Annotated in this window: 18 protein-coding genes; 16 read left to right on the top strand and 2 right to left on the bottom strand. The window is 46.1% G+C overall.

Features of this window, described 5'->3' with window-relative positions; all coding sequences use genetic code 11:
* The first annotated feature begins 2 nt into the window (after positions 1-2).
* From JT26_RS04865 to JT26_RS04835, 7 genes are all read left to right on the top strand, one after another.
* Positions 3-953, top strand: a complete 951-nt coding sequence (locus JT26_RS04865) for a phosphoribosylaminoimidazolesuccinocarboxamide synthase (protein ID WP_036846939.1) — start codon at positions 3-5, stop codon at positions 951-953.
* A 21-nt stretch (positions 954-974) separates the two neighbouring features.
* On the top strand, positions 975-1,712 hold the full coding sequence (gene ubiE / locus JT26_RS04860; RefSeq protein WP_052110360.1) for a bifunctional demethylmenaquinone methyltransferase/2-methoxy-6-polyprenyl-1,4-benzoquinol methylase UbiE: 738 nt from the start codon (positions 975-977) through the stop codon (positions 1,710-1,712).
* Between the two features lie 6 nt (positions 1,713-1,718).
* The gene (locus JT26_RS04855) at positions 1,719-2,513 is read left to right on the top strand and encodes a shikimate dehydrogenase (protein WP_036789420.1); all 795 of its coding nucleotides are present in this window, start codon (positions 1,719-1,721) and stop codon (positions 2,511-2,513) included.
* A 46-nt stretch (positions 2,514-2,559) separates the two neighbouring features.
* Positions 2,560-3,486 (top strand): hydrogen peroxide-inducible genes activator, encoded by a 927-nt coding sequence (locus JT26_RS04850; RefSeq protein ID WP_036846935.1) that lies wholly within the window; start codon positions 2,560-2,562, stop codon positions 3,484-3,486.
* Positions 3,487-3,561: 75 nt separating this feature from the next.
* Entirely contained in the window at positions 3,562-4,107 is a 546-nt protein-coding gene (locus JT26_RS04845; protein WP_036846934.1) for a nucleotide exchange factor GrpE, read from the top strand.
* Between the two features lie 27 nt (positions 4,108-4,134).
* Positions 4,135-5,289 (top strand): molecular chaperone DnaJ, encoded by a 1,155-nt coding sequence (dnaJ, locus tag JT26_RS04840; protein ID WP_036789424.1) that lies wholly within the window; start codon positions 4,135-4,137, stop codon positions 5,287-5,289.
* A gap of 277 nt (positions 5,290-5,566) precedes the next feature.
* On the top strand, positions 5,567-5,998 hold the full coding sequence (locus tag JT26_RS04835; protein ID WP_036846927.1) for a copper resistance protein NlpE: 432 nt from the start codon (positions 5,567-5,569) through the stop codon (positions 5,996-5,998).
* Between the two features lie 624 nt (positions 5,999-6,622).
* Here the strand turns inward: JT26_RS04835 and JT26_RS04830 are convergent.
* Complete coding sequence (locus tag JT26_RS04830; RefSeq protein ID WP_052110359.1) at positions 6,623-7,384, bottom strand: DUF5715 family protein; 762 nt, start codon at positions 7,382-7,384, stop codon at positions 6,623-6,625.
* Between the two features lie 272 nt (positions 7,385-7,656).
* Here JT26_RS04830 and JT26_RS04825 point away from each other — a divergent pair, with 272 nt between their 5' ends.
* The 8 genes from JT26_RS04825 to pyrB all read left to right on the top strand — a co-directional run bounded on the left by JT26_RS04825 (position 7,657) and on the right by pyrB (position 17,687).
* Complete coding sequence (locus tag JT26_RS04825) at positions 7,657-8,961, top strand: dihydroorotase (protein WP_036846920.1); 1,305 nt, start codon at positions 7,657-7,659, stop codon at positions 8,959-8,961.
* Between the two features lie 20 nt (positions 8,962-8,981).
* The gene (locus tag JT26_RS04820; RefSeq protein ID WP_235300021.1) at positions 8,982-10,070 is read left to right on the top strand and encodes a carbamoyl phosphate synthase small subunit; all 1,089 of its coding nucleotides are present in this window, start codon (positions 8,982-8,984) and stop codon (positions 10,068-10,070) included.
* A 7-nt stretch (positions 10,071-10,077) separates the two neighbouring features.
* A complete protein-coding gene (carB, locus tag JT26_RS04815; RefSeq protein WP_036846906.1) occupies positions 10,078-13,260 on the top strand; it encodes a carbamoyl-phosphate synthase large subunit in 3,183 nt (1,060 codons plus the stop codon).
* A 14-nt stretch (positions 13,261-13,274) separates the two neighbouring features.
* Complete coding sequence (locus JT26_RS04810; RefSeq protein WP_036846903.1) at positions 13,275-14,021, top strand: dihydroorotate dehydrogenase electron transfer subunit; 747 nt, start codon at positions 13,275-13,277, stop codon at positions 14,019-14,021.
* A complete protein-coding gene (locus JT26_RS04805) occupies positions 14,015-14,926 on the top strand; it encodes a dihydroorotate dehydrogenase (protein WP_036846900.1) in 912 nt (303 codons plus the stop codon). Before JT26_RS04810 ends, JT26_RS04805 begins: the two co-directional genes overlap by 7 nt.
* A 38-nt stretch (positions 14,927-14,964) precedes the next feature.
* Positions 14,965-15,666, top strand: a complete 702-nt coding sequence (gene pyrF / locus JT26_RS04800) for an orotidine-5'-phosphate decarboxylase (protein WP_036846897.1) — start codon at positions 14,965-14,967, stop codon at positions 15,664-15,666.
* Positions 15,667-15,942: 276 nt separating this feature from the next.
* Positions 15,943-16,584 (top strand): orotate phosphoribosyltransferase, encoded by a 642-nt coding sequence (pyrE, locus tag JT26_RS04795; RefSeq protein ID WP_036847104.1) that lies wholly within the window; start codon positions 15,943-15,945, stop codon positions 16,582-16,584.
* Positions 16,569-17,687 (top strand): aspartate carbamoyltransferase, encoded by a 1,119-nt coding sequence (pyrB, locus tag JT26_RS04790; protein ID WP_369794004.1) that lies wholly within the window; start codon positions 16,569-16,571, stop codon positions 17,685-17,687. The genes pyrE and pyrB overlap by 16 nt, the downstream gene beginning before the upstream one ends.
* 806 nt (positions 17,688-18,493) lie before the next feature.
* On the opposite strand, the gene JT26_RS04785 is transcribed toward pyrB, so the two are convergent.
* Positions 18,494-18,868: a helix-turn-helix domain-containing protein gene (locus tag JT26_RS04785; protein ID WP_036846891.1), complete on the bottom strand. Its 375-nt coding sequence runs from the start codon at positions 18,866-18,868 to the stop codon at positions 18,494-18,496.
* A gap of 287 nt (positions 18,869-19,155) precedes the next feature.
* Between JT26_RS04785 and JT26_RS04780 the strand changes: the two genes are divergently transcribed.
* Positions 19,156-19,899 carry a DUF3944 domain-containing protein gene (locus JT26_RS04780; protein ID WP_036846887.1) on the top strand — a complete coding sequence of 248 codons (744 nt, stop codon included), beginning with the start codon at positions 19,156-19,158 and terminating at the stop codon, positions 19,897-19,899.
* Positions 19,900-19,921: the final 22 nt, after the last annotated feature.

The raw sequence follows: 19,921 nt of genomic DNA, 5'->3' as shown, positions 1-19,921 counted from the left end.
CTATGGACAGCAAATCATTAACAAAAACCGACTTTAACCTGCCTCGACAAACCGCAAAGTATATAGGCAAGGTAAGAGATGTCTATACGATAGAAAACGATATACTGGTTATGGTCGTTTCCGACCGTATCTCGGCTTTTGATGTCGTCCTTCCCGTAGGTATCCCTTACAAAGGGCAAGTCTTGAACCAAATAGCTGCATATCATCTCGATAAAACCGCAGATATTGTTCAGAACTGGAAGATCTCCACTCCCGATCCGATGGTTACCATAGGACATAAGTGCGAGCCGTTCAAGGTTGAGATGGTTATTCGTGGCTATCTTACCGGAAGTGCTTGGAGAGCATACAAGAAAGGGGAACGTACATTGTGCGGTATCACTCTTCCCGAAGGTATGAGAGAAAACGAAAAGTTCCCTCAACCCATTATCACTCCTACTACCAAAGCGGACGAAGGACACGATGAGAACATCTCCAAAGAAGAGATCATCGCTTCCGGTCTGGTATCTGCGGAAGATTATCAACGCTTAGAAGAGATTACTTATGCCCTTTTCCAACGAGGTACAGAGCTGGCTGCGGAGAAAGGATTGATCTTGGTGGATACCAAGTATGAGTTCGGAAAGAAAGACGGAGAGATTTATCTTATAGATGAGATTCATACACCCGACTCTTCTCGCTACTTTTACAGCGAAGGATACGAGGAGAGATTCCAAAATGGAGAACCTCAGAGACAGCTCTCTAAGGAGTTCGTTCGCCAATGGCTCATAGATCACAACTTCCAAGGAAGAGATGGCGATGTAATGCCTGAGTTTACCGATGAATACGTAGAAAGTATCAGCGAACGCTATATAGAGCTTTATGAGAATATCATAGGCGAGAAGTTTGTAAAAGGAGATACTTCAAAACTTTCAGAACGCATAGAGGGAGCTATCTGCAAGGCTATTGATAGTCTTTAAGATCAATCCCCTTTAGATATAATGTCGCAACAAGAACAGATAGAACGGGATAGACTCTACCATAAAGAGGCAGAGTCTATCCGTTCTATGTTTAATAACATTGCCCAAGAGTATGATAAACTCAATGGGATAATGTCTCTCGGTTTAGATAAGAGATGGCGAAAGCTGTGTGTGCAGAAGGCTTCGGAGAATGCTCCGCATAATATTCTTGACTTGGCTACGGGCACAGGAGATTTGGCTTTTGCACTGAAAGAAGCCAATCCCGACGCTTCTCTTGTGGGACTTGACCTCACTGAAGGAATGCTCGAAGTGGCTCAGTACAAAGCGGCGGAGATGGGATACACTCTTAAAGAAGTCTCTTTTGTTCGTGGAGATGCTCTTGATCTCCCTTTCCAAGATCAGAGCTTTGACGCTGTTACCATCGCGTTCGGCATCCGAAACTTTCAGAACATCTCTCGTGGCTTATCCGAAATCTTTCGCATCTTGTGCCCCGGAGGACGTCTCTGTGTATTGGAGTTGGCAGAGCCTTCCAGACGAATATTGAAACCGTTTTACAAGATCTACACACAGTACTTCATACCACTGCTCGGAAAGGCGGTGGCTCACGACAAGCAGGCTTATCAGTATCTCCCCGACAGTATAAAGACTGTCCCGATGCGAGAGAATATGTGTCGACTGATGTCCGATGCCGGCTTTCAAAATGCACGCTTCTACTCTTTCTCTCCGGGAGTCTGTGTGCTATATGTAGGAGATAAATAGAGCAAAATGAGTAGTCCTGTTCTATATGGACTTTTAGGGTATCCGATAGAACACTCCAAGAGTCCTGCCTTTTTTAATACTCTCTTTTCAAAGGAGGGTATCCCGGCTCGTTATGCTCTTTTTTCGTATAAAGAGCTAACCGATTTTCTCGCTGAGATAGAGAGAAATCGCGATATGTCCGGTTCTCTTGCCGGCTTTAATGTAACAAGTCCCCACAAATCCGACATCATCCCCTACCTGCACGCATTATCTCCCGAAGCAGCTGAGCTTCAAGCTGTCAATGTTGTCAAGGTGAAGCGTGAGGCATTGACCGGAAAAGTTCTATGGTATGGCTACAATAGCGATGTCGTAGGTTTTTCAAAGCTGCTTGAACACGCTTTACGGCAGTCCGGAAATCCGTATGTCTCGAAAGCTCTTGTCGTCGGAAGCGGAGGTGCTGCCCGTTCGGTTTGTTACTGTCTCAAGCAAGAGGGTATTGACTATAATGTGGTAAGCAGAACGCCGGATGCCGTAACCAATGGCGTTTCCTATTCATCCCTGAATGAAGATGGTGTCATGGAGAGCTACCCTCTCATTGTTCAGTGTACCCCTTTGGGGATGACCCCAAATATCTCTACTGCCCCTCCCTTACCCTACGAAAAGATAAACAGAAGAGGAACCATCGCTATCGATTTGGTTTATAGCCCGGAAGTTACTCGCTTTATGGCATTGTGTCAAGAGTATGGTGCTCACACCTTTAATGGAGATATGATGCTGGTAGAGCAAGCCAAAGAGGCTTGGCGAATATGGAAAGAAGAGTAGACCGATTGTAGATAGAAAGAGAAGATCAGAATAAAGATTATACAGAATGAACCTTCAACAACTCGAATATCTGCATGCTTTGAAAAAGCATAAGCACTTCGTAAAGGCAGCCGAGGCATGTAATGTTACTCAGCCTACCTTGAGTGCCATGATACAGAAGCTGGAAGCAGAGCTTGGTGTAACTCTCGTGGATAGAGCGCATCAACCCATAAGACTTACAGCCGTAGGAGAGAAAATAGCAGCAAAAGCGCATGACCTTTTGGGCGTGATAAGAAGCGTCGAAGAGTTGGCTGCCGAAGAAAAAGAGGGTCTTAGCGGAAGTGTCCGAATAGGAGTACTGCCCACTATTGCCCCATTCCTTTTGCCCAGGATCATCACAGCGCAGAAGAAGATAGCGCCCTCGCTCAATATCCACTTCATAGAGCTTACCACCGGAAAGTGTGAGCAGGAGTTGTGTGCCGGAAATATAGAGCTTGCCATCCTTGCAGGAGACCTCAAAGGAGACGGCTTTGCTCTTCATCCTCTTTATTACGAAGAGTTTATCGGATATGTAAGCCGCAATGAACCTCTTTTTGCAGAAGAGAAAATCAAGAGCATGAAAGTAGATCCTAAGACCCTATGGCTTTTGGACGAAGGGCACTGTTTCCGAAATCAGCTGCTCAGGTTCTGCTCTCTTCCTGCCGTGAAGGAGAGACGCATAGACTATGAGCTGGGTGGAATAGAAACCTATATGCACCTGGTCGAGGGCGGATATGGGATAACCTTTGTCCCGGAGCTTGCTGTCTCCACAATGTCTAAGGCACAGAAAGAGTTGCTAAGACCTTTTGCCATTCCGCGCCCCGTGCGTCCTATCTCTTTGGTGCACACTCAGAGCTATGTCAGAGAGAGTGTTGTGAACCACTTGTGCGAGCTTATCCGTTCGGTTGTTCCCTCTGAGATGCACGAGATAAGGGTAGGACAGATGTTGGCATAGGTTTTACTTGCAGTTTGGCAATGCTTTTGCATAGAAGAAAGTAGGAGAACAGACAAAAATAAAGACACAGATACAATGAAAAAAGAAAAGAAAGAGGAGATAGATATAGAGTTGGAAAAGGAGATGCCGAAAGCGGATCTGCCGAAAGAAGAGGGTGTAGACGAGACAGCGGAAGAGCAACCAACGTTGGAGCAACGCCTGGCAGAGTTGGAAGATACTCACCTTCGTCTCAGAGCGGAGTATGACAACTTCCGCAAACGTACACTCAAAGAGAAAAGCGAACTTATCAGAACCGCCGGAGAGCGTATCTTGACACAGTTTATAAATGTAGCGGACGACTTCGATCTTGCTGTGGCTAATCTCCGTCAGGCGACAGATATGGATGCTGTTGCAGAGGGAATAGATATAATTCGTACCAAGTTTATTTCTGCAATGAAAGCACAGGGTGTTTCGGAGATGGAAGTGCTTGGCGAACCGTTCGATGCCGATCTTTACGATGCGGTGGGTATGTTTCCTGTGGAAGATGCCGATAAGAAAGGTAAAGTGATAGAGTGTGTACAGAAAGGGTACACCTTGAACGATAAGGTGATAAGACACCCTAAAGTGATAGTGGGACAGTAACTTTCTGTACAGTAGCAGATATTTATTATGGCAGGGAAAAGAGATTATTATGAAGTCTTAGGCGTCTCAAAAGATGCTACGGACGACCAGATAAAAAAAGCTTACAGGAAGACAGCTATTAAGTATCACCCGGATAGAAACCCGGACAACAAGGAAGCCGAAGAGAAGTTCAAAGAGGCAGCCGAGGCGTATGGTGTACTTAGCGATCCTGATAAGCGTGCAAAGTACGATCGCTTTGGACATAACGGTCCTGAAATGGGCGGTGGCTTCGGAGACTTTTATGGAGGTGGCATGAGCATGGATGATATCTTTGCTCAGTTTGGAAACATCTTTGGAGGACATTTCGGAGGCTTTGGCGGTTTTGGCGGATCTGCTTCTTCCTCTCGTCGTTCGCGAGGAGGAGACATTCGTGTAACCGTATCTCTGAGTCTTAAAGAGATTGCTCAAGGAGTCGATAAGAAGATCAAGGTAAAGAAACGCAATACTTGTTCCGTATGTAGAGGTACGGGAGCCGAAAGCCCTTCTGATGTACACTCTTGTGCTACTTGTGGTGGTAGTGGGGTGGTATTCCATACACAGCAGAGTTTTCTGGGAACCATCCAGACTCAACAGGTGTGTCCCTCTTGTAAAGGAACCGGTGAGACCATAGACAAGAAGTGTAGACACTGCCATGGAGAAGGTACCGAAATGGGAGAAGAAGTGGTCGCGTTCTCCATCCCGGCGGGTGTACAGCAAGGTATGGCACTTACCGTTTCGGGAAAAGGAAATGCTGCACCGAGAGGCGGAGAGCCGGGAGATCTTATCGTTGTCATAAAAGAGCTGCCGGATGATAACTTTATCCGAAATGGAGACGACATTATTTACAATCTGCTTATCTCTTATCCGGAAGCAGTGGTAGGTGGGAAGGTAGAAATGCCGACAATAGACGGAAAGGTGAAAGTAACGATAGAGCCGGGAACTCAACCCGGTAAGATTTTGCGCCTTAGAAACAAAGGCCTACCATCTTTACGTTCAGGAATCAAGGGCGATCTGCTTGTACATATCAGCATCCATGTTCCTACCCAAATGGATGATAAGGCTAAGGAAGTTATTGATAGAATGGCTGCAATTTCGTTCTTCTCTCCGACTCAATCGGACAGAGAGGCCTATATCAAAGAGCAGAAAGTTAAATACGAATTATAAATTATGAAACTTTAACATGATAGTGCCATTGAAATAGCAAAAAAAAGCAAATAAAGCGTTGGATGGAAAGAAAAAAGGCTTTAACTTTGCAGTGTGTTTTTCATGGTATTAGATTTTTTAAGGTTATCAAATAACAGAACAGAAACAGAGAGGGTGTCGTGAGACATCCTCTTTTGTTTTTATTTACACTATCCGTTCGGAGCATCTGTTTTTCTCCGAAACAGAATGACTATCTTTGCGTTATCCTATTATCACACAACAAAATCATATAAGCAAGATGAAAAAGAGATCTCTTATGATCGTTCTTAGTGCGATCTTCCTTGTTGGCTGCAACAACAAGAGTGGCAACGAGACTGCCACAGAAACTACCGTAGAATGGTCTATTAGCGAGGAAGCTATGGCTGAAGTTTTGAAAGGAACCTTTGAAGGTGTTATCCCTTGTGCGGACTGTGAAGGCATTCGCATGTCTTTGATTCTTTCCGGGGAGGAGTTTTCCCTTACTATGGAGTATATGGGAGAGGAAAACTCAACCTTTCAAGAGAGTGGAAAGTTTACCCTTTTGGAAAATCGTCGTACTATAGAACTCTCTTCTCCGGAGACAGAAACCAGATACTTCAATGTCTATGAAGACAGAGCAGTATTATGCGATTCCAATGGCGTAGAGACTGAGGGAGAGTTGGCACAAAACTATGTTTTGATCAAAAAGTAGTTCCGGAAGCTCTTTTCAGGTCTCTTCTTTTGTGAGAAGAGTAGCTTCTAATTTTTCAGATATATGTGCCCGGTGTAGTGGTACTTTGAGAAGAACCTGCAAATTTTCTGCTCTTAGAAGATGAAGATTTGCAGGTTTTTTGTTTGCCAAGATTTCTTGCTTTTTCTTTTAATAGGGTTCAGACGTTTTTTCTCCCCTCTATTTTTATATAAAAGTTCTCACCCACTCTGTCGATTTTTCCTTAAAAAGAGGTTCTGAAAGGGTGATACCACTGCCATAAAGTCAGTCTCCAATTTTTGAAGATTATGTAATGAGTTTGAAATCAATTAGATATATAAAATCTCGAATTTGGAAAAAATTAATCGAATCCGGTAAACGTGTTTAATGAAATCGGTAAACGTGTTCATTGAAAAATTAAACACGTTAAGCCGAAAGAATATGCTCGTTTAGCGTTTTGGCTTAACGAGTATCGGAATTTGTGTTAATAAGATGAGGTGAATTTAACAGTTCGGCCGCGCTCTGAAAACGAGGGGTGCGAACAAAATAGAGAGAGCAAAAACAGGGGAGAAGCACCGGGATGGAATATATAAAAATGAATATCCCCTCGTTTTTCTCATCGGGTTGTCATCGTACCGTGATATGGAAGCAGGGTTGTTTGCGTTCGTGTTTCACGAAACAGCGATCCGCTTGCCGAAGTTCATCGAGCACTTGTGCCAGCACTCCTTTGAGTTGTTCCGGCGAGAGGTCTTTCTCTCCATTGATCGCTGTGTAACCGGAGGGCGGATCCACGAACGTAGCCCACGAAATATCTATGGTTGTCCCGTAGAGGTGCGTAGAGTTTGGGGTGGAGTTGACATTGTTTTTCGCCAGACTTTTGACATCCGCAATGGTACGAGTGATACTTGTTATCTGAAGGCGATACGGTTTTTGCCCATAGAGATAGAGCTTTTCCGAAAATCTTGCACCGATTTCGTCCAACAGATTTTTGGCTTTCGGCACCAGGAACGGTACGGAGTGGGAGAGAGTGGCAAGGCTGTAGTTTTGGGTGTCTTTCACCTCTACCAGATCGCTCCTTCTGCTATCCAGATCCTCTCTGCTCTGCATCGGCTCTATGCCCAACCGCTGTGCCACGATCAGCTGCTCTTCATTGAGGTCGTTAAAGGCGGTGTTGTACCGTCCCTTGTAGCTCATCAGCTTCAGCCCTTCTTCGGGAGAGACTCTCTCCATCTCCTTATAATAGTAGGGCGTGATAGAGCTGGTCGAAACCTTTCTCACGACATAAATGGTGCCTGTCATAAGGAGAATGAGCGGGAAGATATACCTTAAAATGTATGGAGACCAACGGATTTTCCGTAGGGTGGAATAGTCCATTATTTTCGTCATCATGAGCTAACTCTTTTTGTCCTTTCACAAAGATAATGAAAAGAGTATTTCAGGCTTGCGCAACCCAAAAGTTTGCACTACCTTTGTAAGAGCAAATCATATAGTACACAATGGAGAGACTAAGGAGTCATACAGGGATGCAGTGTAGCCTTGCCCAAGTCTGTAACACGGGCGGATCTTGCTCCTTTTCCTTTTTTACTCTTACGATATTTCCTCAATTTACTGTTAGGGTAGCCGAGTTGTTCGGTTACCCTTTTTTGTATTAAAGAACCAAGATGAAGAGATCAAGAACAATCTACAAGAATGCAACTGTGTACCGCACAGATAAGAAAGAGCTGGGACGCTTCGACGTAGCAGTGAGAGACGGAAAGATAGAGGCTGTGGAGGCGGTGATAGAACCTATGGAGCCGGAAGAGCAAGTGATAGATCTTTCCGGTCTTACGCTGTTGCCCGGCTTGGTGGATGTGCATGTGCACATGCGTGAACCCGGATTTTCCGAGAAAGAGACCTATGCCACCGGAACGGCAGCTGCGGCTCATGGCGGATTTACCGCTGTCTGTCCGATGCCTAACCTCAATCCTGCTCCGGACAGCAGCGAGACGCTGGCGGTACAGGAGCGCATGATAGAGGAGCAGGCTGTGGTAAAGGTCTATCCGATAGGTTGTATCACGATGGGACAGAAGGGTGGAGGAACTCTTGTGGACTTTGCCGGGATAGAGGCCAGAGTGGCAGGATTTTCCGATGATGGCAGAGGCGTGCAGGAAGATGCCTTGATGGAAGAGGCGATGCGCCGATGCGCCGTGGTGGACAGACCCATTGTGGCTCACTGCGAAGTGGAAGAGCTGATAAAGGGAGGATATATCCACGATGGAGAGTACTGCAAAGCTCACGGACACAAAGGGATCTGCTCGGAAAGCGAGTGGCTTCAGGTCAAGAGGGATATAGAGTACAGCGAACGCACCGGCTGTCAGTATCATGTTTGCCATGTCTCTACAAAAGAGAGCGTGGAGCTTATCCGACAAGCCAAAGCAAAAGGTTTGCGTGTGAGTGGAGAGACGGCTCCGCACTACCTTCTTCTTACCGATGTGGAGATAGAAGAGGATGGAAGATTTAAGATGAACCCGCCTATCAGAAGCAAAGAAGACCAAGAAGCACTCTTCAAAGGTGTTATGGATGGCACATTGGAGTGTATTGCCACGGATCATGCACCGCATACGGCAGAGGAAAAGAGCCGTGGACTGGCAGGAAGCAATATGGGTATCGTCGGACTGGAAACGGCATTCCCTCTGATGTACAAATACTTCGTCGTTACCGGAAAGATGTCTCTCGAACATCTTATGGACTTGATGGCAAACAATCCTCGCCGTCTGTTCCGCATAGATGGCGGTACAGCCGTGGGAGACAGCGCAGACTTTGTGGTGATGGATCTGGAGGCGAAGTACAAGGTGGACCCCGAAATATTCCTCTCCAAAGGTAGAGCCACTCCGTTTACCGGATGGGATGTACAGGGTAAAACGATGCTCACCGTAGTTTCGGGTAAGCATGTCTATGTAGATAACAAGATGTCAGAAAGACTTTAACAGATATATTTTTTCAGAAGATGACGACAACGATAAAGCCATACACCGCAAAGATCGTCCTCAGCGACGGCAGGGAGTTTTATGGTTACGGCTTTGGAGCCAAAGTAGAAGCAATCCGGGAGTTGGTCTTCGATACTGCCATGGTTGGTTATCAGGAGATCCTCTCCGATCCGGCTTACGTGGATCAGGCGGTGGTGCTTACATACCCACTTATAGGAAACTATGGCGTGGCGGATGAAGACTATGAAGCAAAGTATCCTGTAGCAGGAGGATTTGTGGTAAGAGAGTACAACGACTCTCCCAGCAACTTCAGATATACCAAAACGCTGAGTGAAGTGATGGAGGAGTACAATATTCCCGGAATAGCGGGAGTGGATACCCGTGCCCTGACACGCATAATAAGACAAGAGGGTGCACAGAAAGTGCTCTTTACTTCACCCGATACACCGGTAGAAGAGGCTAAGGCAAAGTTGGACGCTTGGGCGCTTCCGACAGACGGTGTTTCTCGTGTAAGCTGTAAGAAAAGATGGCTGACCCGTACACCCGGACATATCTACGATGTGGTCGTGCTCGATTTGGGTGTTAAGTATAACGTCATCAGAAGTCTTAACAGACGAGGCTGCAATGTTACGATAGTGCCTTTCGATACAACGGCGGAAGAGATTCTCGCCTTTGCTCCGGACGGTATAGTCCTTGCCGGCGGACCCGGTAATCCTGCCGATCTTCCAAGTGTGCTGGAGACGATAGAACAGCTCAAGGGGAAAGTGCCGATGCTGGGAATCTCTCTCGGACATACGCTCATCGGACACGCTTATGGTGCAACATCTTACAAGATGCGTGTGGGTCATAGAGGATCTTTCCCGGTTAAGGATCTACGAACAGGCAGGGTAAAGATGGCAGCGGAAAATCATGGATATTCCATGAGAGAGGGTAGCCTGATGGGCACAAAGCTTGTGGCTACTCACCGCAATGTGGTACTGAAGGATATTGAGGGGATGATCTGCGAAGAGGATAAGGTGATGACAACACAGTTCTGCCCGGAAAGTAATCCGGGTCCAACAGATTACAGAGAGGTGTTTGACGGTTTTATAGATCTGATGAAAAAATAAGTAGAAGATGCCAAAGAGAACAGACATAAAGAAGATAATGGTGATAGGCTCCGGTCCTATCGTGATAGGTCAGGCTGCGGAGTTCGACTACGCAGGAACACAAGCCTGCATCGCCTTGAAAGAAGAGGGGTATGAAGTGATTCTTCTCAACTCCAATCCGGCAACAATCATGACGGATACCAACATGGCAGATAAAGTCTATATGGAGCCTCTTACACTGGAATATGCCGCAAAGATTATTCGTTACGAGAGACCCGATGCCCTTCTTCCAAGCTTGGGAGGTCAGACGGGGCTTAATCTTTCCATGCAGCTTGCCAAGAAAGGTATATTGGACGAGTGTAAGGTAGAGATGCTCGGCACTTCTCTCACCTGTATAGAGAGAGCGGAAGACAGGGATCTCTTTAAGGAGTTGTGCAAAGGGCTGGGTGAACCGGTGCTTCCGTCCAAGATCGCTCACACGATAGAAGAGGGAGTGGAAGTGGCTGCGGAGATCGGATATCCGGTGGTGCTTCGTCCTGCATTCACACTCGGAGGTACCGGCGGTGGTTTTGCGGATGATGAAGATGAGCTTAGAGAGCTTATGCGCAATGCACTGTTCCTCTCTCCCGTTCATCAGGTTCTTATAGAGAAGAGCATCAAAGGCTACAAGGAGATCGAGTTTGAAGTGATGCGAGACAGCAACGACACCGCAATGGCAATCTGTAGCATGGAGAATATAGATCCGGTAGGCGTACACACGGGAGACTCTATCGTGGTAGCACCAAGCCAGACACTGACCAATAAGGAGGTGCAGATGTTGCGAGACAGTGCCCTTCGTATCATCCGCGAACTGAAGATAGAAGGAGGATGTAATGTCCAGTTTGCTTTGGATCCACTCTCTTTCAACTACTATTTGATAGAGGTCAATCCTCGTGTTTCTCGCTCTTCGGCTTTGGCTTCCAAGGCAACAGGCTATCCGATAGCTCGTGTTACGGCAAAGGTTGCTGTGGGAATGCATCTGGATGAAATCCTTATCAAGGATCTGCCGGCTTGCTGTGAGCCTACGATAGACTATGTTGTAACAAAGGTGGCTCGCTTCCCATTCGATAAGTTCAGCGATGCTTCCAATGTACTCGGTACGCAGATGAAAGCCACCGGAGAGGTGATGAGTATCGGACGTACCATGGAAGAGTCTTTCCTTAAGGCTATCCGCAGTTTGGAGCAGGGCGTATGCCACGTTCACAAGAAAAGCTTCGACGACAAAACCTCTGCGGAACTTCTTGAATACATCAAGACTCCGACCGATGAACGTATCTATGCCATAGCTCAACTTATCCGAAACGGCGTAGACCTTTCTCTTATCTACAACAATACGAAGATAGACTTGTTTTTCCTTGAGAAGTTCAAAAACATAGTGGAACATGAGGCTTTGGTCCGTAATAATGTCAGGGATGCCGCTGTTCTGAAAGAGGTGAAGAAGCTGGGCTTTAGTGATCAGTATGTGGGAATGCTCTGGAACATGAGTCAGGAAGAGATGTATCTTTTCCGCAAAGAACACCGCATCTATCCGGTCTATAAGATGATGGATAGCTGTGCAGGGCAGACCGATAGGGATATTCCTTACTTCTATTCTACTTATGAGAACGAGTCGGAATCCACTCCGAGCGACAAGAAAAAGATTCTCGTATTGGGTTCAGGTCCTATACGTATCGGGCAAGGAGTGGAGTTTGATTACTCTACCGTTCATGCCGTGTGGTCTATCAGAGAAGCCGGTTATGAGGCTATCATCATCAACAATAACCCGGAAACCGTATCTACGGACTATACTACAAGCGATAAGTTATACTTTGAACCGCTCACGGTGGAAGATGTCATGAATGTGTACGATCTGGAAAAACCTGTCGGCACTATCGTGTCTCTCGGAGGACAGACAGCGATTAACCTTGCAGAGCCACTACATAAACTTGGTGTGCCCATTATCGGTACCGATGTGGAGGCAATACGCAACGCAGAAGACCGTGGATGCTTTGAGCGCATCATGGAAGAGCTGAAAATCCCTCAACCGGAAGCGGAAGCCGTAACCAACATAGAGGATGGTGTGAAAGCAGCAGCACGCATAGGCTATCCGGTACTCGTGAGACCGAGCTACGTTCTTGGTGGTAGAGCCATGCAGATAGTATCCAATGAGGAGAGACTGCGCCACTATCTCCAAAATGCGGTAGAGCTTAACACCGATCAGCCGGTGCTTGTGGACAGATATATTATAGGTAAAGAGCTTGAGATAGATGCCATCTGTGATGGAACGGATGTCTTTATACCGGGTATCATGGAGCACGTGGAGAGAACAGGTATCCACTCCGGAGACTCCATTAGTGTCTATCCGACATTTTCGGTGAGCCAGAAAGTGAAAGAGACCATTCTCGAATACTCCAAGGAGTTAGGCTTGCGAATAGGCATAAAGGGACTGTTCAATATCCAGTTTATCGTGGACGATAAAGAAGAGGTTTATGTCATCGAGGTTAATCCTCGCTCTTCACGCACCGTGCCGTTCTTGTCCAAAGCAACCGGAATCCAGATGGCTCACTTGGCTACACAGGTTATGCTGGGCAAGAGTCTGAAAGAACTCGGATTCAGCTCCGAGTATCCGGCGGAAAAGAAACGTTGGTATGTGAAAGCTCCGACATTCTCCTTTGCCAAAATAAGGGGTATGGACTCTTATCTCAGCCCGGAAATGAAATCCACCGGCGAAGCTATCGGATACGACAAAACGCTTACTCGTGCGTTGTATAAAGCTCTCCAAGCTACGGGAATGAATGTGGCAAACTACGGAACCGTGATTGTTACACTTGCCGATGCCGCTAAAGAGAAAGCTCTTCCACTCATAAGACGTTTTTATAACCTTGGCTTTAACATAGAAGCCACTACCGGTACGGCAAAATATTTGAGAGAAAACGGAATCCGGACACGCACACTGCACAAGCTGAGCGAAGGCAGCACAGAGATTATAGACTCTCTAAGACAAGGTTATGTGAGCTATGTGATCAACTCGATAGATGTAAATCAGCACAATACCCGTCTGGATGGCTACGAAATACGTAGAGCCGCTGTGGAGAACAACGTTACCGTCTTCACCGCATTGGAAACCGTGAAAGTGTTGCTGGATGTGCTGGAAGAGATCACTCTTAAAGTTTCGACCATAGATGCCGAATAAATAAAACGAATATAATGTACAAGAAAGGAAGATATACTATCCTTAGTAATGTCAATATCGCCAAGGATGTCTGGCAGATGATATTGGAGGGAGATACCCGATACCTTTCCCGTCCCGGTCAGTTCGTCAATATCCTTGTTCAAGGGCATTTCCTGCGTCGTCCCATCTCTATATGCGACTATGATGACGGCACTATGACCCTTATATATAAAGTCTTTGGCTCCGGTACGGAGGCACTCTCCAAGATGAATGCAGGAGCCGAGCTTGACCTCCTGACAGGTCTTGGTAACGGCTTCGATATATCTGTATCTGCTTCCCGTCCGCTTCTTGTGGGGGGGGGAGTGGGTGTACCTCCTCTTTACAGGCTTTGTAAGGATCTTTCCGATAATGGAGCTGCGCCAATCGTAGTGCTGGGCTTTAATACGGAGAAAGAGATCTTCTATGCCGATAAGTTTGCCGAGATTCCCGGAACAACGGTATATGTCGCCACGGTGGATGGCAGCCATGGATTCAAAGGATTGGTTACGGAGCTTATCATGGACAGCCCGGAGTGTCGGAGTGCAGACTATCTTTTCACCTGCGGACCGACACCCATGCTGAGAGCTCTCCATGCTCTGCCTTTCACCGGACAGTTCTCTTTTGAAGAGAGAATGGGCTGCGGCTTTGGAGGATGTATGGGATGCACACACAAGACAACAGAAGGATACAAGCGAGTTTGCTTGGAAGGTCCTGTATTCAGAAAGGAGGAGATCGTATGGTAGACTTATCTGTAAATCTTAGCGGAGTGGAGTTGGATAATCCCATCATTCCTGCAAGCGGAACATTCGGGTTTGGTCAGGAGTACGCTCTTTTCTATGATCTCAACATTCTTGGCTCCATATCTTTCAAGGGAACTACGAAAGAACCTCGATTCGGTAACCCTACCCCTCGCATTGCAGAGTGCACGGAGGGAATGCTCAATGCGGTGGGGCTGCAAAATCCCGGTGTTCACAAGGTGATAGAAGAGGAGCTTCCCCGATTGGCAAAGATCTTCAAGAAACCAATGGTGGCTAATATCAGCGGATTTTCATTGGAAGAGTATGTCTACTGCACCGAGTTGATGAGCGAAGTGGAGCAGGTCGGCATCATCGAGATCAACGTCAGCTGCCCCAACGTCAAGCATGGAGGGATGAGTTTTGGCACTTGTCCCGATCAAGCCGCACTCGTAACCAAGCATGTGAAAGCCGTAAGCAAAAAACCGGTTTATATCAAATTGAGCCCGAACGTTACGGATATCGTCTCCATCGCAAAGGCATGCGAAGCGGAAGGTGCAGATGGTCTTTGTCTGATCAATACGCTTTTGGGCATGCGTTTCGACCTCAAAAAGCGTCGTCCTGTCCTTGCCAACGGCACGGGCGGATTCTCTGGCCCTGCGATATTTCCCATAGCTCTTCGCATGGTGTACCAGACACACAAGGCGGTCTCCATCCCCATCATGGGATGCGGAGGCGTGATGACGGCGCGAGATGTTCTGGAAATGATGATGGCAGGAGCTACTGCGGTGCAGGTCGGATCCGCCAATCTCATCAATCCCTATGCCTCTAAGGAGATCATCGAAGCGCTTCCGGCGGAGATGGAGAAGCTGGGCATCTCATCCCTCAGGGAGATTATCGGTGTGGCAGAATAAGAGTAAAAGAACACTATTATAGTCAGAAACAGAACAACATGGCAAAAGATGTAATCATAGCTTGCGACTTCGAGAGCGCAGAGGCTACGCTCCGTTTCCTGGATCTTTTCCGGAACGAGAAGCCTTATGTCAAGATCGGGATGGAGCTTTACTACGCTGCAGGTCCCGAAATCGTAAGAGAGATAAAGAAGCGCGGACACAAGATTTTCTTGGATCTCAAGCTCCACGACATACCCAACACCGTAAAGAAAGCGATGACTGTCCTCTCCAAGCTGGATGTGGATATGACCAACGTGCATGCCGCCGGCACGGTGGAGATGATGTGTGCTGCCGTTGAAGGTCTCACCAGACCGGATGGTTCTCGTCCGCTGCTCATTGCTGTAACGCAGCTTACATCCACTTCGCAGGAACGCATGAACGAAGATCTGCTCATACAAGGCGACATCAACGACGTCATAGCTCACTATGCAAAAAATGCCGAGCGTGCCGGACTCGATGGCGTGGTCTGCTCTCCGCTCGAAGCGGCGGGTGTGAAAGAAGCAACACACCCCTCTTTCCTGACCATCACGCCCGGTGTACGCTTTGCTGATGGGGATAAAGGCGATCAGGTACGCGTAACCACCCCCGAACGTGCTCGCGAAATCGGGTCGGACTATATCGTGGTGGGGCGTCCCATCACTGCAGCTCCCGATCCGGTGGAGGCTTATCGGAAGGTCTGTCGAGACTTCTTGCAGCGATGAAAAAAGTCGCATCCTAAAAATGTGTGCAGCATTTTGATTTTTAGCTTGATGTAAAGGAATTGAAGTCTCCTTTCGGAAAAGGCGAAATTTCTATGCGAACGAAAATAAATTTCTATGTGGAAAGAATTTTTCTCCTTGCAAAAGAAGAAAAAAACGGAGCTGCCCGAACGATAAAAAACAGCAATGACAATCTCCAAATTCGGAGAGACCTACTGCACGCTTTTTCACCCTCGGCACAACATATACATTCACCTCAAAACAGATATTAAAGAAAACATGGAAAATCTATCAAGAGATATAGCGGAAAAACTCCTCTCTATCAGAGCAGTTTTTTTGAGCCCGAAAGCTCCTTTTACATGGGCAAGCGGCATCAAAAGCCCCATCTACTGCGACAATCGCCTCACTCTGAGCTATCCGAAGGTTAGGGAAGCGGTGGAGGAAGGACTCGCAACTCTCATCCGCGAACACTATCCGGACGTGGAGGTGCTCATGGGAACATCCACCGCCGGCATCGCTCATGCAGCCATCACAGCCACCATTCTCGATCTGCCCATGGGCTATGTCCGCAGCGGTGCCAAGGACCACGGACGCACCAATCAGATCGAAGGACTCCTTGAACCGGGGCAAAAAGTTGTCGTCGTCGAAGACCTTATATCCACAGCCGGCTCCTCTTTGGACGTCGTAGAGGTATTGCGCCAAGCCGGAGCAGACGTGCTCGGCATCGTGAGCATCTTCACCTATGGGATGAAGAAGGGCATCGACCGCCTCGAAGCCGCCGGCGTCAAAAATGTCTCCCTCTCCAACGTGGACACTCTCGTGGAAGTTGCCGTGGAGAAAGGGTACATCGCGCCCGAAGAGAAGGAACAGGTGATCGCCTTCCGTAACAACCCTTCGGACGAATCTTGGATCAGACAGTAATCCCTAACCTCTCCTTTCTCATGAGACACTGTATAGAACCTACCGATTTTACTTCGCAAGAAGTGCGAGACCTCATCGCCCTTGCCGAAGATATGATAGCCCGCCCGGCTGCCTATGCCGAAGTGTGTAGGGGAAAGAAGTTGGCAACGCTCTTCTACGAGCCGAGCACACGCACCAGACTCAGCTTCACGGCTGCGATGATGGAGCTTGGAGGAAATGTTCTCGGCTTCTCCGATGCGCGCAACTCCTCCGTCTCCAAAGGCGAGACCGTTGCCGACACGGCTCGTGTCGTATCTACCTATGCAGACATCATAGCCATGCGACACTTTAAGGAGGGTGCCGCCCTGGTCGCATCGCAGTACGGCTCCATCCCGGTCATTAACGCCGGAGACGGTAGCCACTCTCATCCCACACAGACACTAACGGATCTTCTGACGATTCATCGTGAACTGGGCAGACTCGACAAGCTCACCATCGGTCTTTGCGGAGACCTCAAGTATGGGCGCACGGTGCATTCCCTCATCAAAGCAATGTCCGGATTCGAGAACATACACTTCGTTCTCATCTCGCCCGACTCGCTCCGCCTGCCGGACTATATGCGGAAAGAACTGGAGCGTCAGGCAAGTCTCTCCTATACCGAAAGCGACAGCATCGAAGCCGTCATCGGGACGTTGGACATTCTCTACATGACACGCGTACAGAAAGAACGCTTTTCGGACATCGCCGAATACGATCGGGTTAAGGATCTCTACATCTTGGACGAAGAAAAGATGGCGCTTGCCCCTGAAAGGATGATCGTCCTGCATCCACTTCCACGCGTGAACGAAATATCACCGGAGATAGACAACGACCCTCGAAGTGCCTACTTCCGACAAGTGGCAAACGGCAAATACATCCGCATGGCACTTATCCTTACACTCCTCCGAGCCGCCGAAGGTATCGCCTTGGAGCCTAAAGTGCCACGCATTGCACATGGAACGCACAGAGGAGATCACCGCTGCTCCAATCCGGTCTGCATCACTGCCTCCGAGCCGCTTTATGCTCAGTACATCGAGCACAACGGCGAAAAGCTCTGCGCATACTGCGAAAACTTTATCGGGTAGCATTCCCACCGAAAAATATACAAAAGAGCATCCTAAGTTTTGGCTTGGGATGCTCTTCTGTTTTTGGGGAGCTTTTATATAAAAACGACCTCTCCGAAATTCGTCCTAAATCTCCTCTTTCTTCCCCTTTTTCCTCCTCCTAAAATTTGAAGATCGCAATAAGGTTCTAATAATTAGGTAGATATGAAAAATCGCGAATTTGGAAAAAATTTTTTCTCAGTCCATTTCATGGGGCTTTTTCGCGTTAATATATGCGAATTTTAACAGGGCAATATGTAAATAAACTCTAACTTGATTTTATACCCAAAAACGGCAAAAAGAGGGTGAGAATGCTTAATATTCTAATTATCAGTATTATAAGCGAAAATTCTTAACACGTTAATCGAATCCGGTAAACGTGTTTAATGAAATCGGTAAACGTGTTCGTTGAAAAATTAAACACGTTAAGCCGGAAGAATATGCTCGTTTAGTGTTTTGAGTGAACAGGTATCGGAATTTGTGTTAATAAAACGGGGTGGATTTAACAATTCGGTCGTGCTCTCAAAACACCTCCTCCGAGTGAAATAGAAAGAGGGAAGAGAGGAGGGATGGAATATATAAAAATGGGTTCCGATTCGGGGCTATAAATTTCCTTCTTCCTATTATTAAATGATATTTTTGGATATTTATGCTCGCTTTTTTTTATGGATAAATGTATAACAAGACAAAGCCGTTCATTGAGAAAGAAACTTAAAATAAATGAGGGTTATCTGTTTGATATTTTTTCTTCTTCCTCCAATGAAAGATAATAAGTAGATGTGATCCTCTTATTCCTTTTCTTGTAAGATTTGTTTGAGCAATGTAATCTGACCATTCAATGCTTCGATGGTTGCTTCGTACTGCTCTATAAGCTTTTCAGAAGGAGAGTTATGGTATTCTTCATAGTTGTGCCATGTGCTATTGGGAGCTGTATTATTGAAATTGAATATTTTCTTATCATCAAATCCCAATATTTGTATTGGTTCTACTTTAAGGATTTCGCTGATTTGATTTAAGCGTCCAATAGTTAGTTGAGTCTCTCCTGTTTCTATCTTAGAATACGCACGAGTAGAAATACCAAGATTATCTGCCATGTATTCCTGAGTAATGTCTTGTAATTCTCGAATCTGCCTAATTTTTCGTTCGGGATGTTCTATTGCCATAGTTATAAATATTGTTTCTGAGAAATTGATATTTTGTTCAAAAATAGCAGAAATAGTTCATAAAAAGAAATATTATGGCTGCTTTGTCTAATTCCCAGGCTTTATATTTGTGAATAAAGTTAAATCAATTACAGAAAATGCTTCTGTTGAAAAAAATTACAGCAACTCAACCTGTAATGTCGGTTTTGATTTTTTTCTTTTTCTATTGCCTGTCGTAGGCCTATACTCTAAGTTAGGCAAAGAATATGGCAGATGTGATACGTATAACTAATGAAAAATAAAATTTTATGGCTACAAAAAAAGACTTGGAATTTCTTTATCATGCGGAGAATGAAGATCTTCGCATTTTGGTTGACTATTTAACCAAAAATAAAAATGGAGATGCCAGACTGACGGAATGTCTGACAGAAACAGAGGAATATAAGAAGTATTATCCTCACAACCTGAATCTCATGGTGGATTCAATTATTGATGAATTGCAACGATTTGGAGGAAATACGTTTCTTAATATAATAAGAGGAGGCGGAGTTGAGTATAGAAAGATTCTGATTAAGGTTGCAAAAAAGAAAAAAGTAAACTTCAAAAAGGAATCTTCAGTAGAGGTTATTGAAACATATCTTCTCCAAAAGATCTTGACGGATTCAATAGAAAATGCAAGTATGGAGGATCTGGAGAAGATGGCTAAAGAAATGCAGATTCATACTGCAGGATTAGAGAAGGAAGCAATAATAGCACTCATACAAGCTGAAATAAGAAGAAAAGGATTCTACTATTACAAGATGGTTGTTGTGATTGCCAATAAGATTGCAAAGCTTATTCTTGGTAGAGGACTTCCTCTGATTCTTAATGCTACTTTGACACGTGCTTTAAGTATTTTTTCCGGACCAATAGGTTGGACAATTCTTGCGATATGGACAGCCTTTGATATAGCAGGACCGGCTTATAGAGTCATTATTCCATCTGTTATTCATATTGCTTATATGAGAATGAAATACTTAAATCCCTCTTTTTCTGAACAAATGAAAGAATAGGAGAAGATAGTTTTATAGTCTT

Origin of the sequence: Porphyromonas sp. COT-108 OH1349 (assembly GCF_000768755.1) — a bacterium.
GTDB classification, from domain to species: Bacteria; Bacteroidota; Bacteroidia; order Bacteroidales; family Porphyromonadaceae; genus Porphyromonas_A; species Porphyromonas_A canoris.
This window is presented reverse-complemented; position numbering and strand designations above follow the sequence as displayed.